This window comes from Bdellovibrio sp. HAGR004 (assembly GCF_055397015.1).
In genome coordinates this window covers 3,151,073-3,165,090 of the sequence record NZ_AP029176.1, presented here as the reverse complement: position 1 = coordinate 3,165,090, position 14,018 = coordinate 3,151,073, and the positions used below count along the sequence as shown (strand labels likewise).

Here is a 14,018-nt window from a genome sequence, read left to right as displayed (position 1 = left end):
CCATTCTTGGCCGTTTGTCGCTTCAAGGCCTCTCAGTGGCCAAGTCTTATCATTCGATTCAACAGAGCCTGTTGTGGGGGCTCCAGCGCCAGCCCATTAAGGAATGCCTTCCAAGCAATCATATTGCAGATCGATTTTAGTTCCTTCGATCAGTGAATAGGTGAACTTCAGCAGATTTTTATCCACTTTAAAGTTCAGAATAGGAAGCCCGTCGATGCTGACTTTCAACGATGAAGGCACAGGTTGGCATTCCAAAGTCAGGTGCGACAATGAGTTTACGATCTTGTCTTTAAACGTGTTTAGGTTCGCGCTGTAGTCAGCATCACAGATACTGCCCACGCCCCCGTCGGTGAGTTTGGAGAGCTCTTCATAGACATGGCCCGCATGACTGGGGGAGGTGTCCTTATCCTGTTCGGCCTCGCAGACGGCATCACCCGGTTTCACGATGATGGAGCTGAAGGTAAAGCGAACGTCCTCGCCAAAGGTGGATTTGGATTTTGCCACCAGATTTTCCGGAAGATCTTCAGGTTCCATAGGTTGCAGGACGGCTGCGGCATCTTTTGCTTTCACGCGTGAAGCCACACCGCCGACAGATCGTTCGTCTTCGTCTGAAATCAGGATCACAGAAATCGCAGCTCCATCACGATAGCATCCATGTGCATCTTTGCTGGCAAAGTGATCATGGGCCGCCTTGATGCCACGTTCATCCCCCGAACTGCCGCCGCCGATGGTCAGCGTGTCAATGGTGGAGGTGAAGATGGTGTTCAGGTTGCCAGTGCCTTTTTTCAAAAGGTAAGCCGGAACCCCTGACGGAGGAGTATAGTTAGCCCAGTTATAGGGGCTGCCATAGGCCAGGCTGCCACCGGAGGAGAGGCCGCGAGTGGTCGTTAAACACATCTGCCAGTCGATATTGCTGGCGTCCAGAGAACTCACGAAGGTCGACATGCGTGCTGCCAGTTTTTTTAGTTCCGGTAACATGGAGTTGGAATCGTCCAATACAAACAGAAAGTCGACCTGCTTGTTGCCGTAGGCCACCACTTCCGTTGTGGAGACAGTCTTGTTGGGGGCTGGAGTTGGGGGCGGTGTGATCGCCGTTGACTCCTGCTCAGGGACGGGAGTGAAGTTCATCTTCGCGCATCCTGCAGTGAGAGTCATAACCACACAGCCCAGAACTATAAAATGTGTATTAAGCGATGCTTTCATACCTACCTCTTCGTCAAGACTAGCATGAAAATGAATGCTTAAAATAGAGGCAACATCAAAAAGCGAGGAAAATTGATAAGTGAAAACAAGAAGTTAGAAGTTAGCGTCGAAGCTTTCGACAGGACCTGTTGAAAGCTTCGACGAAAAAGACAGAGAGAAAACTGACTGTTTGAGAGCTAGTCAGAAATCCAAAAAAACTTACCAGCCGAATTTTTTCTTCAACTCGTCGACAGCTTTCTGTCCTTCTTTTTCGAGTTGTTTGCGGCCTTGGTTTTCTGCATCTTTCTTGGCTTGATTGATGCGGGCTTCGGCCTGTTTTTTCTGTTCATTCAGCTGAGTCTCAGCTTTTTTGATCTCGCTGTCGAACTGGCTTTTAAGCTTGTTGATCTCGGCTTCCACGCGGGCTTTTTGTTTGCCGATTTCTTCGTTTACGTAAGCTTCGATTTTCTTGCGAGCTTCATCAATCTTGGCCTGAATCTGTTTTTCAAAGCCTTTTTGCAGCTCGGGGCCCAGATTCGAGTTGATCGACAACGGCACATTCGGGAAGACGCCCTGACCATCCACGGTCAAAGTCACTACGGGGATGCCATTAAAGACGGCCTTCAGAATCTGATCGGCGATGTCATTTTTAGACGACACCTTATAGTCAATTTGTGTGAACTTATTGTCCATTGCCAAGGTCACGTTCTTAAGGGCCACCAGCTTGCCTTCGATGCCCAAAGCTCCTTTGGCTTTGTTGAAGGCGATCTCAACATCCGGTGTTTTCACCAGGTCCTTACCATCGATCGAATAGGAGTCGACTTTGAATTTATAGTCGATCACGCTGTCGGCTTTGGTGTTATCCAATGACAAGCGCACCAGGAAACCGAAGATTTCCTTGGAAGGGAAGTCCCCCGCCAGTGTTGCCACTGTGGGCTTTCCGATCAATGCCTGATTTGAGGTGATGTTCAGGATTTCACCTTTGATGTTACCCGCATCCGGAGTCAGACCGGCTTGTGAACTGACGGCCGTGCGTTTGATCCAAAACAGCGGATAAGAGTTCGGGCGACCAAATTCATAGCTGATACCTTTTTCGCGCGGATGAGGCTGAATAGCCACCTCGGTTTCTGATGGGGTTTTCTTCTTCATCAGATTTGGTGGAATGTATTTTTCAGCCATGGCTTTATAGCGGAAGAACTTGGCTTTGTAAGGTCCCAGATAACGGTTGAAGATTGCCATGGACAAAGACTTGGCATCCAGCTTCGGAATACGGAAGTGCTGTTCCAGACTTTTGATGTCCAGCTTCACTTGTTTTTCGATTTCCTTGTACTGCGTCTCCAGTCCTTTGAGATCTTTTTTCAGATCATCGCCAGTGGACTGAACCTGCTTGTACATCGCATCGCCATCCTTGAAGACCTTATCCAGCTCTTGCAGAGAGGTTTGCAGTTCTTGAGGAGTTTTGAAGTCTTTGGTTTTGATTTTTCCCAGACGGGCGTTCAAAGCCTCAATGTCTTTGCCCTGAGGCAGAGTTTTCAGGCGTGCGTCCCATTCGGTTTGTTTGCCTTTCAAATCCTTTTCGAACTTTTCCAGCATCGCTTTGGAGGGCAATGAGTCCTGCAGTTTTTGCAGTTGTACGTTGGCGTCCGTGCCTGTCAGCATCGCGATCACATCGCCGAGGACGTTGTCGCCAGCCTGTTCTTTGGCTTCTTGAATGGCCTGCTCTTTGATTTTTTCTGCCATGCCAGGTTCATTGGAGACGGGCTCAGGTGGAGCCACCTTTCCAGGGCGCTTTCTTTTGTTGCCGAATTCGATTTGTTCAACGGCGGCTTCGTTGACAACGGCTTTGGCGCGCAACAGGGCATCCCAAAGCATGGAGAAGCGAATGTCGCCAATTTTGATCGAATTGTGTGTCGGCTTTTCGGCGTCAGTGACCTCGATGCCTTGAATACGCAGGCTGGCATTAAAGAAGCTGGTTCTTACGCTGGCGATATTTACTTCCGCGCCGACAGCTTTGTATCCGGCCCATTCCATTCCACGACGCAGGTGAGTGTCGAAGAAGAAGTGGAAATACAAACCAATCAATGCACAGATAATCACAAAGGGAATGATGGCTTCCCAGCGGATCGGGCCTTTTTCTTTTTTCTTTTTTACGGGTGTTGTTTCTGGTGTTGTCATGATGCTGTCGTCCTATCCGTAAAGATTGTCGTAAGTGCAGTACCAGTTATAAAGCTTCGTGGCGGTGAAGGCCTTCCAGAACTTTGTGCCTTTGAATCGGGCCACAACGGTCGCACGATATTTCAGAATCGCGATCTTAAAGCCAAAGAACGCAAAAGGCAGAAGCAGAATGGAGACAATCATGGAGCCCATGACGATGGAGTTGTTAAAGCGGGTCATCGGCACAAACGGCATGTTGTACATGGTGACAAACAGCGGGCGCAGGGCTTCGTTTTCCAAAACAGCTTTTCCCAGGAAGTGGGCCGGCTGATCAAACAGGAAGGCCACAAACTTGAAGAAGAAGGCGGAAAGAAAAGCGGCGCCCAGTTGCACTCTGAAAAAGAAAATCAAGGCGAAGACTAAAAGTGTCTGAATGGAAATGAACGGGGCAAAACCCAGAATCAGTCCCAGTGAAAGTCCCCACGCGAGCTGATTGGTGCCGGTGTCCGAGTTGAGGAGTTTCAGAAAGTTGAATATCTGCTTGAGTAACGCTGTCATGGATTCCTCCTGCAGCGATTTTAATAAGCATAAATGCAAGGCGGCAAGTAGAAACCCGAGGACAGGGGGATTGGTCTGTTGTAAACTGGGGCCCTATGTCACATCCGTTGGAGCTTTTGATTCTTGAAACAGTTCAACTGGGAGGAAACCTGGTCTTCCTTGCCGATAAGGCTCCGTCAACATTGGTTACCTGGACTGAGTCCCTGCAGAAGCACTTTGGTGCCGAGATTCCCTTCACCATTCGACGCGTCCAGGATCTGGTGGCAAGACGCTTTGTGACTCGCTCAGAGGATTTGATTTTGTTCTTCAAGGAGCAGGAAAGTTTGCTGCCAGAGCTGGAAAGTCTTCTGTCCGGTCAAAGGGCTTTGGTGGGGACGGACGCGGCACCTCGACTGAAGGATTCCTGGGATTTTGTTTTTTCTGATGTGACGATCGAGATCTGGAGAGCTTTATTGCAAAGCTTGTACAATCAGTGGAATCAAACTTCAGTCCTGCAGGGATTGCCTGGGGAGCATCAGACTCCGTGTCTGTTCCTGGATCGAGACAATGTGGTTGTGAAGGATGTTCCTTACAATAAAGATCCAGAGGCTGTCGTGTTGATGCCGGGTATAGCGGATTTGATCAATCGTGCTCATGCTCTGGGCTGGTGGGTGGCCTTGGTGACAAATCAGTCAGGATTGGGGCGTGGCCGTATCGCTTGGGACGAATATCAGGGTGTGCATCAACAGATGCTGCGCCTTTTGGCGGAGCAGAATGCCTGGATTGATGACTGCGAGTGGTCAGCCTTTATCAGCGAATCCGTCACACTGCGCGGTCGTCTGTTGGCGGGCTTAAGAAAACCCCGCAACGGGATGTTCTTGAAAATCAATGATAAGCTGAAAGTGAATTTGGGTCTTTCCATGATGGTGGGGGACAGTGCTTCGGATTTGAAGGCTGCTTATGCTGCCGGGGTGAGGAAGTTATATCTGCTGGCCTCTGATAAAACCTCAAAGCAGGAGGAAAGCCTGAAAATCTATCAGACGCTTCATCCTGAGTTCTCTTACGACACCGTCGAATCTTTGATGGATATTTCTTTATAAATAAAAACCAAGGCCGGATTGAGTATCTGGCGGGTTCTTTTACATCTTTTCCAAAGCCGCCGTGCTGACGCGTTCTTTGATGCGCAGATAGAAGAAGGCTCCCGTCAAACTGACCACGAAAGTTGTGACCTGGAAGGCTGTGATGACGGTGGGGCCGACTTCAGAAGTATTTCCATTATAAATATTAAACAGGAAATAGAAGGCCGCTTGCCCGACGCCGACTCCAGCAGGAGAGATGGGTATTGCTGTGGCCATGTACCCCAGAGGAGCAACCAGAAAATAGGTCTTCGCTGCGATATCAGTGAAGCCTGCGGCATTGCCGGCCAGAATCAGGAACAGGATCGAGCAGACTTGGGACAAAAGACTGAGGCACAAGACCAAGACGAAACGTTTTCCGTCTTTGCCATACAGGTGCATACTTTCGTAAAGCTTCATGAACTTTTCAGACAGAGGTAACATGTGGATGATTTTTTTCAGAATGGATCTGTCATAGACCTTTTGTGAAAAGATCAGCGCCAGGGCGACGATAAATGCAAAGAACAGGCTAAGAATAAACCAGAACAGCGTGGTCAGTGCAGGCACGGTCAGGATGTGATTCAAGTCATAGACCATCACAAGCAAAGCCAGCAGCAACATTGCAAACAGCCCCAGCACCCGGTCCATCAGGACGCTGGTAACAGCAACAACTTTGGACCCGGGATTTTCCCGGGTAAAGTAAAAGGCCTTGATGACGTCGCCGCCGACTCCACCGGGCATGGCGAAATTAAAAAAGGACCCGATGAGGCTTAAGCGAAAGACCTTCAACGGACTGACCTTGAGCCCTTGGGACTTGATCAAGGCGCGCCAGCGTTCGCTGGCCAGGAAAAGGTTCAGCACCACCAAAAGCAAGGCCACGGAGGCCGCCGCCGGAGTCAGAAGATTTTTAAGAGCTGCAAAGTTCAGCTTTCCGGATTGGACCAGCCAATAGATGATACCGGCCGAGAAGAGAATCTTGGAAGTTTGAACCAGGAGCTTTTTGGTGTGTTTAACCATAGGGGTCTGTCTTACTTGAAAACAGATCAGAACTCCAGAGAAATGGCTTATTTAAGGGCCATCGGAGCTGCTATTTCAGAGGCTTTCTCAAGGGAACTCAGATTTTTGACGAATCGAGCCATGACGCGGCTAAAAATACTCACTCTCCTCGAATAGTGCTATAAAAGAGAGCTTATTTTGGAGGTCGTCTTGATACCAGTAATCCTATCCGGTGGCAGTGGAACGCGATTGTGGCCCGTATCCCGTCAGCAGATGCCCAAGCAATTCTGCGATATTTTTGGTGAGCCCTTGCAGACTCTGACGTTGAAGCGATGCCTTCGTATGGGAACGCCGTGGATTGTGACGTCCAAAGCCTTGCAGACCCTGACAGAGCTGAATCTGAAGCAAAACAAAGCCGACGGCGTTCAGGTGGTTTATGAGCCGATCGGCAAAAACACGGCCCCTGCGATTGCGGCCTTATGCAAGCTTTTGTTGGATCAGGGAAAAGGTTCTGAGGTCGTGGGTATTTTCCCTTCGGATCACTTGATTGCAAAAGATGATGTTTTTCTGAAAGTGGTGGATTTTGCCAACACTGTTGCAATGGAAGACCGTGTGGTGACCCTGGGGATCACGCCATCATACCCAGAAACAGGGTATGGTTATATTCAGACTAAAGCCGTCAGTTTGAAAGACGGCCCGGGCAGTTTGAAGGCCTATTCAGTTGTGAAGTTCCACGAAAAGCCGGATCTGCAAAAGGCCAAAGAGTTTATTGCCCAGGGCAGTTTCAGCTGGAATGCGGGGATCTTCGTTTTCAAGGTTTCCCATATGGCAAGTCTCTTTGAAAAACATCAGCCGGCCTTGTGGAAGCAGATTCTGGCTTTGAAAGCTGATGCCTCGAATCTGGGCGAAATCTACGCTCAGGTGCAGAGTATCTCCATCGATTATGCCATTATGGAAAAGCTCAATGATCAGGAGCTGGCGTGTATTCCGGCGGATTTTGGCTGGAATGACGTGGGCTCTTGGGATGCGGTGGCAGCCTTGCAAAAGGGCCAGGACATCATCAACGTCAAAGGTCAGGAAAATTTTGTTTTCGGGGATCCGGCAAAGAACTACTCCATGATCGGCATGGAAGATGTCATCGTTGTTGATACGAAAGATGCCCTTATGTTGGTGAAAAAGGGGCAGTCTCAAGATGTGCGCCACGTGGTGGAAAAGCTGACTCAAGCACAGTCACCTTTAGTGAAAGAGCACGTGTTCGAATATCGTCCTTGGGGTTACTTTGAGATTCTTAAAGACACAGAGAATTTTAAATCCAAAGTGATCCGTGTGAATCCCCATTCGCAGTTGTCATACCAGTCCCATGCCAAAAGAGAAGAGCACTGGACTATTACACAGGGTTCGGGGGAAGTGGTCCTCAATGATCAGGTGATTCCTGTGAAGGCGGGCAGCCATATTCATATTCCACTGGGAGCAAAGCACCGCATGCGCAACAACTCGGATGAAATGCTGGAGTTTGTAGAGGTTCAGTTGGGAACATACTTCGGCGAGGATGATATTGTCCGTTATCAGGATGACTATAAAAGAGAGTAGTCACTTGCATCGTCTGGATCTGAAATAAAAAAAGCCCCGAAGTTCTTTCGGGGCTTTTTTTATTTTACCTGGTGAGTTCCAAATCAGATTACTGCTGAGGTGCTGAAGCGGCTGACTGGCCCTTTCTGACGCTTTCTTCTTCATCTGGCAAATCCACGTCTTCATCGTCTTTTTCGCCGGATTGAACTTCCTGCAGTGTTGGATCTTTGGCGGCGACTGGGATCAAATCTTTGTGGTAAGCATAGATCAGTCCGCCTTCTTTAAAGTTATTCAGCATCTTTTTAATGATTCCAGGTGCCACTGCCGGACAGCCCCAGCTGCGGCCCAGGCGACCTTGGCTTTTCACGTAGTCCTCGGAAACATAGCTTGCAGCGTGTACGACGATATCGCGCTCTGCCGCCTTGCTGTTCGAAGCTTCAAGACCATACAGATTCAAAGATTCGCCATGGCCGCCATAATACGTATTGCCACCAAGATACATGCCTAAAGAAGACATTTTGGAGCCGTCGATATTTGAAAACTTGGCAGCCACGCGGACGCCAGAGCCTTTGCCGTGAGCGACGAAGTGTTTTGAGACAGCACCGTCTTTCAGATTCATCACATACAGGCGTCGTTCACTGGAAGGCTTTGAGAAGTCGATGACGGCCACGAAGTCGTTGCGGATCGTGACTTCACGGTCGTCCATGAAGGTTCTTTCTTTGCCACGGACTTTGGAACGGACCTTGATGGTTTTGCCGGCATTGACATCGAGGAACTCAAAAGTTCTTTGTAAGGCGGCCTCTGGGACGCCTTGCTTGATAAACATATCGTAGAGGCGAACGTCCTTGACCTTTTTGTCGTACAGACTTTCTGCGAAGCTCTGTGAGCTGATAAGGGTGACTACTAGGGCAGTGATAAACTTCTGCAATTTCATTTCAGGTCCCAACTTTCCAATTAACGTTCGGTTATGATTCCGTTGTTTCTCTATACAAGGCACGTGCCATAATTTGGGGGCTTATGGACCCCCTTAAATCGAATTGAGTCAGCCTGGAGTGCCGTATATTGGCTTAGTGTGCAGAAGATATTCAGGGGGCTTGGGCCTTGGCAATATGCTCTTAAACAGTTTTCCGAGTTCGTGATTGAGGCTCCGCCTGGGCTGGAGATATGACTGTTCGGGAGGTATGAAAGTCACTTCGCCCTGATGTTGAAGTCGTCGGGATGTGGAGCATTGTTGCCGCTTCGAAAGCTAGTTGATAGAAACGTAATTCATCTTACAGCAAACGAGATTGCTAGGGGAATCTTCCGTCGGCTATCTATTCTGATGCTTGATACATCAAGGTAGGTGCCAATGGCGATTTTTAAGAAGTCTTTGATTTCGGCTTTTATTGCGGTCCATGTGATCATGATGGTTACGGCAGCACTTCCGGATCGAAGTGCGGTGGGGGATCAGGTCTTAAGATTTTTGTCTCCCTACCAGGTGTTCTTTGGCCTGGATCAAACTTGGAGCATGTTTGCTCCCAATCCCGCCTCGGTGAACTCATATTTAACAGCGACTTTGACGTTTAAAGATGGCTCCACTGAACGCTGGACCTTCCCACGGGCTTCTCAGCTTGACCCGCTGGAGCGCTTCACTGCCGGTGAGCGATATCGCAAGTATCAGCAGGAAAATCTTTTGCCAATGGAAAAAGAAGAACTTTGGTTTGATCTGTCCCGCTATGTGGCCCGAGAGGTTGCGGCCATAGAGCAGCAGGGGCGTGGGCGTGAGCTGCAGGAGCTTTACTTCTATCGGCATTTCAATGTCGTGAAGCCTCCAGCACAATTGTTTATTCCCCACGGGCAGTTGAGCACCCAATACAATACCGAGACAGTTTTTCATTTCAAGCCCACGGGAGGGCCCCGCTATGAAGCTAGCAACAGTCACTAAGTCTTTAAATAATTTTTTCTTTAAGCCACAGCCTTCACACAGCGTCGCACTGATGAGGATTCTTTTTGGTGCGGTCTTGCTGATCAATTGGTACATGATCTGGAGTCACCTGGAAACTTTCTGGGGAATAGATGGCCTGTTTTCCATGGAAAGCGCTCTGAAGTACAGTCACCCTTATCGCTTCAGTCTGTTTGAGCTGCTGCCGCCGGATGCCCGGGTTCCTATCTTGCTGGCATTAGTGAATTTGGTGGCGTCACTGGGGGTCTTTTTCGGTTTGTTCACCAGAACTTCTATTGCGCTAGCTTTTTTTACTCTTCTTTCCTTTCACAACAGAAACGTCTTTATTTTAAACAGTTCTGATATCGTTATCAGGAACTTTGTCTTTTTGCTGTTCTTTACTCCCTGTGCGGATTTGTACTCTCTGGATCGTTGGATTGGGTTGAAGCGGGGGACTGTGCCTCGGATTCCGGTCGAAAAGAGTCCTTGGGCCTTACGTTTAATGCAGATCCAGTTCAGTTTAATTTATATTGCGACGGTGATGTTTAAAATGAAGGGAACAATGTGGGCTGATGGAACGGCTGTTTACATTGCGACTCGCTTGGATGAGTTTGTACGAATGCCTTTGGAAATTTTAAACAATCTGATTATCGTCAAGTTTTTGACTTGGTCCACACTGGTGGTGGAATTGGCATTAGGAACTTTAGTGTGGATCAAAGAACTGCGCTATTGGGTTCTTTTGGCTGGCATGGGACTGCATTTGGGAATTGAAGTCACGATGAATATCCCGATGTTTGAGTGGGTGATGATCTTTTCCATGCTGTGTATGGTAGATTCCCGTGATCTTCAGTCGTGGTTGCAATCTGCCAAGGAAGGCCGTCTGATTCAAAGAATTCAATGGCCTTCCTGGTCTTTACGCTACGCTAAGGATAAGTAGTTTTTAGGCGCTTTGGATCGTTTTCAGGCGCAGTCTTTGAAGGCGATCCATCCAGCTTTTTATGTCTCGAGAGTCCACCATACTGACCATAAGAACAATCATGGCCCATTCAAAGACCGGGATCGACATTGTGTATTCGATACCCAGATGAAAGCCGACTCCCGCCAACAAAACCCAGTAACGAAGTTCTTTGACCCATACCAGGGTGCCCAACGCGAATTCAATAGCCAGTGTTGCCCAGGTCATCACTTTGATGAAGAGCATGCTGTTAAGCAATGGAAGTTCGAAGCGGATAAAGTCATCCAGACGGGTGGCGATGTAAACAGCGGTGCCGTCAACCCAACGATCGCCTTTAATTTTAAATAGAACAGTAGCAATGTAGATGATGCAGAACTGAATCTGAATCAAGCGAAGAGCCCAAGGGCTCTTCTCTTCTGGTATTTCAGGAGCACGTCCTTGTTGCCGCAAGCGCCAGCGATCCACAGACAGCCAATCTGCGCAGTGTGTGAAAAAGAGAAAGAAAAGGAAGATCCTTAGCACCGAATCTGCACTGTTTAAGATAAAGCCGTTGCGGTGATGAAACGAAACAAGAGTCACAAAGGCAATAAAGATGGATGTGCGGGTCCAGGCTCCGACGATGATTCCCAGAACAGCCAAAAGATTTACAAAGGCCAGTGTGGTTGTCACTTTTGCAGTGTTCGGTAAGTAATCAAATAGGGAAAAGCGCAAAGGATTTCCAAGTTGCTGCGCGGTCTGCAAGGACACAATGCCGTTAGGTCCGTAAAGGACATCGAGGTCCGTATAGAGCATCACCCAATTTAGGAGTAAAAGCAGTCCCAAGCCGATACGGAGAAGGGCGACACTATAGACGGGCTGTGGAATAAAGAGAAAATCATCAATGGCTTTGCTGATTGTTTTGAGCTTCATAGCGAATCCTTTCATAGGTTGGGACGTAGTGGAAGACATGAGTGACGTCAAAACGTTGGCTGCGCTGGCCGTGAGGTATGAAGGACCCCTCGGGCGGTAGATGAACACGGCTTTCAAATCGTTTGAATTGAATCTCTTTCAGCAATCGGCCTGAATTTTTGCTGGTCTCTTGCTGCATGATTTCGCGGGTGATGTAGCGGGACAGGTCGAACCAGACCAGATCATTATGCTCAGGCAGTAACGTTTCCTGCCCCAGGATACGATAACGATCTCCGGTCAGAATTTTTCTAAAGAAGGGGAGGTCATTGGGGCGAGGAAGCTTCCAGACAGAAGTGCTTCCGTCGTCGAATCGGAGGTCGGCTTCTATGAACGCCGTTGTGTTCATGGGGTTTGGAGCAAACATCGACCAAGGCTGATACAGCATCGCCCACGCCTGATAGCGCGACACCAACGAGATGAATCTGCCCCCCAGGGCACTTTGATCCGGCAAACCATCGGCGATCATGATACCTACGTTCAGGGTAAAGAAGATCAGTATTAAAAGCTTCTTAATCGGAGGAATTAATGCATGGATCTTTTCAGATATATTCATTGGCCGGCTCCCGTGCGTTTAAGACCTTGAGTATTAACATAGATGGTTTGAAAAAGTGCTTTACGCTTTTGAAAGATCAGCAACTTTCCACCGAGGGGATATATTTCGGGGGAGCAAGAAATATGTTTTTCTGTGCGGATTACTTTTAAAGAGCAAGTTGTTTTTTGCGGTGTTTTCTCTATGAAAAGTGTTGTGATCGCTTGTTGTGGAGTCGCCAAGGATTGGGGAGATTCATTAATTCTGTCATTAGACAGACCAAGTTGTGTCAATTAAATGGATGAAATTATTGTTTATGTAAGTGTCCAAAAAAATGCGTGCGTTCTAAAAAACTTAGTCAGCTTAAACAATTAATAACGCCCTGAAGATGAGGCCGCGGGGGCGGCGTCGTCAGGGGTGTCAAACTAAGGAGAATGCAATGAGTGGGTCAAGGAAGGTTCTTTTCTTGGCGGGCTTGTCGATGCTGGCGAACGTCGCATGGGCGAAGACGTCGGCAACCGCAAACGCAAAGAATGAGTCGCATCAGATTCTATCAGACGTAAAAGGTCAGGGAGGATTTGTCAGCTTTAACTCGGCAGATGGTCGAGCAAGAAGCATGTGTTTGATTAACAAGACATGGGTTCCTTGTGAGGGAGCGCCTTCTGTTCAGGCCGTTAACGGAACAAATGGTAATAACGGCAACAACGTTAACAACGGGAATAACGGTAATAACGTAAATAACGGGAATAATGGTAATAACGTAAATAACGGTAATAACGGTAATAACGTAAATAACGGGAATAACGGAAACAACGGGAATGTAGTGCTCCCCATTTAAACCGGACATGACGGTCCGCTCCTAATGATAGGAGTATGACTATGAATAATGATAGTTCTTATGAGTTGCCCAGAGGGCGTAAAGTTGAGGTTATCACCTCGGTCCAGCGCCGCAGAAGGTGGGCGCCAGCAGAGAAAAAGCTAATGGTTGAAGAGACTTACGAACCTGGGCATACGGTCTCGTATGTGGCCAGGAAGTATGGTATATCTCCTGCGCAACTATTCAATTGGAAGAGGCAGATGGAAAACGGAGCTCTTACGGCAATCGACAAAGAAGAACGTGTGATTCCAGAGTCTGAGCTAAATAAGGCTCAAGAGCGGATCAAACGCCTTGAGCGCCTTCTTGGACAGAAAACTGAAGAAGTTGAAGTCCTTAAAGAAGCTGTTCGGATCGGTCGCGAAAAAAAACTTATCTCGCGCAAACCGTTGCCCGGAGTCGAAGATTTCGAATAACGACAGTTTGTCGTGCCCTCGAAGTCTCTCGGAGCCACTTAGCAGAGAAAATCAAAAACAATCAGGTTTTGAAAATGAAAAAGAAAATCGTAAAAGACGATGATAGTCGCCTATTGCCATTAATACGGGAAATTGTCGATCAAAGGGCTACTTACGGATATCGCAGAGTAACGGCTTTACTACGGAAGAAGGTCGACGAGAAGATCAACTACAAGCGTGTCTACAGAATCATGAAGCAGAACGGTCTCCTGTTGCAACGCCACACTGGCCGACCTATTCGAAGCCATGATGGCAAGGTTTCAACGATCAAATCAGATGTCAGATGGTGCAGCGATGCCTTCGGAATTCAATGCTGGAATGGGGAACAGGTTCAAGTGGCCTTCTCTCTCGATTGCCATGACCGAGAGTCGATTACATATGTCGCAAGCACAAGAGGAATTGATGGAGGTTTGGTTCGCGATCTCATGATGGAAACGGTTGAGCAGCGCTTTGGTAAAGTCAAAAGAGTGCCTCATGTCGTACAATGGCTAACCGACAATGGGCCCGGCTATACTGCGCATGAAACCGTTCGCTTCGGACATTCACTGGGTCTGGATATCAGAACAACTCCGAGCTACAGCCCAGAAAGCAATGGCATGGCGGAAGCCTTCGTGAAAACCTTCAAAAGGGATTACGTGTGGCTTGGGGATCTTTCGTCAGCAGCCCGGGTTATTGAGCAATTAGATGCTTGGTTTGAGGACTACAATGAAAACGCACCACATAAAGCATTGCGAATGAAGTCACCCAGGCAGTACAGAAGAGAAATTAACCGAGCGGTCTGAC

The 14,018-nt window shown here is 48.2% G+C and carries 13 protein-coding genes; 6 read left to right on the top strand and 7 right to left on the bottom strand.

Annotation, left to right across the window (positions count from 1 at the left end; translation table 11 throughout):
* Nucleotides 1–96 precede the first annotated feature (96 nt).
* The 3 genes from ACZ5ZV_RS15810 to ACZ5ZV_RS15800 form a co-directional block, all read right to left on the bottom strand.
* Entirely contained in the window at nt 97–1,203 is a 1,107-nt protein-coding gene (locus tag ACZ5ZV_RS15810; protein ID WP_464118150.1) for a hypothetical protein, read from the bottom strand.
* A gap of 198 nt (nt 1,204–1,401) precedes the next feature.
* Complete coding sequence (locus ACZ5ZV_RS15805; RefSeq protein ID WP_464118149.1) at nt 1,402–3,357, bottom strand: TIGR03545 family protein; 1,956 nt, start codon at nt 3,355–3,357, stop codon at nt 1,402–1,404.
* A gap of 12 nt (nt 3,358–3,369) precedes the next feature.
* Nucleotides 3,370–3,894 carry a TIGR03546 family protein gene (locus ACZ5ZV_RS15800; RefSeq protein ID WP_464118148.1) on the bottom strand — a complete coding sequence of 175 codons (525 nt, stop codon included), beginning with the start codon at nt 3,892–3,894 and terminating at the stop codon, nt 3,370–3,372.
* Between the two features lie 95 nt (nt 3,895–3,989).
* On the opposite strand from ACZ5ZV_RS15800, the gene ACZ5ZV_RS15795 reads away from it, so the two are divergent.
* Nucleotides 3,990–4,973, top strand: a complete 984-nt coding sequence (locus ACZ5ZV_RS15795; RefSeq protein WP_464118147.1) for a D-glycero-alpha-D-manno-heptose-1,7-bisphosphate 7-phosphatase — start codon at nt 3,990–3,992, stop codon at nt 4,971–4,973.
* Nucleotides 4,974–5,012: 39 nt separating this feature from the next.
* Here the strand turns inward: ACZ5ZV_RS15795 and ACZ5ZV_RS15790 are convergent, their stop codons facing one another.
* Complete coding sequence (locus ACZ5ZV_RS15790; RefSeq protein ID WP_464118146.1) at nt 5,013–6,005, bottom strand: lysylphosphatidylglycerol synthase transmembrane domain-containing protein; 993 nt, start codon at nt 6,003–6,005, stop codon at nt 5,013–5,015.
* Nucleotides 6,006–6,194: 189 nt separating this feature from the next.
* On the opposite strand from ACZ5ZV_RS15790, the gene ACZ5ZV_RS15785 reads away from it, so the two are divergent.
* Nucleotides 6,195–7,574: a mannose-1-phosphate guanylyltransferase/mannose-6-phosphate isomerase gene (locus ACZ5ZV_RS15785; protein ID WP_464118145.1), complete on the top strand. Its 1,380-nt coding sequence runs from the start codon at nt 6,195–6,197 to the stop codon at nt 7,572–7,574.
* A gap of 88 nt (nt 7,575–7,662) precedes the next feature.
* On the opposite strand, the gene ACZ5ZV_RS15780 is transcribed toward ACZ5ZV_RS15785, so the two are convergent.
* Nucleotides 7,663–8,487 (bottom strand): murein L,D-transpeptidase catalytic domain family protein, encoded by an 825-nt coding sequence (locus tag ACZ5ZV_RS15780; RefSeq protein WP_464118144.1) that lies wholly within the window; start codon nt 8,485–8,487, stop codon nt 7,663–7,665.
* Nucleotides 8,488–8,901: 414 nt separating this feature from the next.
* On the opposite strand from ACZ5ZV_RS15780, the gene ACZ5ZV_RS15775 reads away from it, so the two are divergent.
* Both ACZ5ZV_RS15775 and ACZ5ZV_RS15770 read left to right on the top strand, forming a co-directional pair.
* Complete coding sequence (locus tag ACZ5ZV_RS15775; protein WP_464118143.1) at nt 8,902–9,477, top strand: hypothetical protein; 576 nt, start codon at nt 8,902–8,904, stop codon at nt 9,475–9,477.
* On the top strand, nt 9,455–10,411 hold the full coding sequence (locus tag ACZ5ZV_RS15770) for an HTTM domain-containing protein (protein ID WP_464118142.1): 957 nt from the start codon (nt 9,455–9,457) through the stop codon (nt 10,409–10,411). The genes ACZ5ZV_RS15775 and ACZ5ZV_RS15770 overlap by 23 nt, the downstream gene beginning before the upstream one ends.
* A 3-nt stretch (nt 10,412–10,414) precedes the next feature.
* Here ACZ5ZV_RS15770 and ACZ5ZV_RS15765 read toward each other — a convergent pair whose 3' ends face one another.
* Both ACZ5ZV_RS15765 and ACZ5ZV_RS15760 read right to left on the bottom strand, forming a co-directional pair.
* Nucleotides 10,415–11,338 (bottom strand): HTTM domain-containing protein, encoded by a 924-nt coding sequence (locus tag ACZ5ZV_RS15765; protein WP_464118141.1) that lies wholly within the window; start codon nt 11,336–11,338, stop codon nt 10,415–10,417.
* Entirely contained in the window at nt 11,307–11,930 is a 624-nt protein-coding gene (locus ACZ5ZV_RS15760) for a hypothetical protein (protein WP_464118140.1), read from the bottom strand. The genes ACZ5ZV_RS15765 and ACZ5ZV_RS15760 overlap by 32 nt, the downstream gene beginning before the upstream one ends.
* A gap of 415 nt (nt 11,931–12,345) precedes the next feature.
* Between ACZ5ZV_RS15760 and ACZ5ZV_RS15755 the strand changes: the two genes are divergently transcribed.
* Entirely contained in the window at nt 12,346–12,744 is a 399-nt protein-coding gene (locus ACZ5ZV_RS15755; RefSeq protein WP_464118139.1) for a hypothetical protein, read from the top strand.
* A 41-nt stretch (nt 12,745–12,785) separates the two neighbouring features.
* Nucleotides 12,786–14,017 (top strand): IS3 family transposase gene (locus ACZ5ZV_RS15750; protein ID WP_464118138.1). Its coding sequence is split into 2 segments (ribosomal slippage): nt 12,786–13,143 and nt 13,143–14,017, totalling 1,233 coding nucleotides; the frame shifts between segments, so codons are not numbered across the junction.
* The last annotated feature ends 1 nt before the right edge of the window (nt 14,018 follow it).

Excerpts from the sequence above, each read along its gene's own strand:
- ACZ5ZV_RS15810 (WP_464118150.1), bottom strand. The coding sequence starts at position 1,203 with ATGAAAGCATCGCTTAATACACATTTTATAGTTCTGGGCTGTGTGGTT.
- ACZ5ZV_RS15805 (WP_464118149.1), bottom strand. The coding sequence starts at position 3,357 with ATGACAACACCAGAAACAACACCCGTAAAAAAGAAAAAAGAAAAAGGC.
- ACZ5ZV_RS15800 (WP_464118148.1), bottom strand. The coding sequence starts at position 3,894 with ATGACAGCGTTACTCAAGCAGATATTCAACTTTCTGAAACTCCTCAAC.
- ACZ5ZV_RS15795 (WP_464118147.1), top strand. The coding sequence starts at position 3,990 with ATGTCACATCCGTTGGAGCTTTTGATTCTTGAAACAGTTCAACTGGGA.
- ACZ5ZV_RS15790 (WP_464118146.1), bottom strand. The coding sequence starts at position 6,005 with ATGGTTAAACACACCAAAAAGCTCCTGGTTCAAACTTCCAAGATTCTC.
- ACZ5ZV_RS15780 (WP_464118144.1), bottom strand. The coding sequence starts at position 8,487 with ATGAAATTGCAGAAGTTTATCACTGCCCTAGTAGTCACCCTTATCAGC.
- ACZ5ZV_RS15775 (WP_464118143.1), top strand. The coding sequence starts at position 8,902 with ATGGCGATTTTTAAGAAGTCTTTGATTTCGGCTTTTATTGCGGTCCAT.
- ACZ5ZV_RS15770 (WP_464118142.1), top strand. The coding sequence starts at position 9,455 with ATGAAGCTAGCAACAGTCACTAAGTCTTTAAATAATTTTTTCTTTAAG.
- ACZ5ZV_RS15765 (WP_464118141.1), bottom strand. The coding sequence starts at position 11,338 with ATGAAGCTCAAAACAATCAGCAAAGCCATTGATGATTTTCTCTTTATT.
- ACZ5ZV_RS15760 (WP_464118140.1), bottom strand. The coding sequence starts at position 11,930 with ATGAATATATCTGAAAAGATCCATGCATTAATTCCTCCGATTAAGAAG.
- ACZ5ZV_RS15755 (WP_464118139.1), top strand. The coding sequence starts at position 12,346 with ATGAGTGGGTCAAGGAAGGTTCTTTTCTTGGCGGGCTTGTCGATGCTG.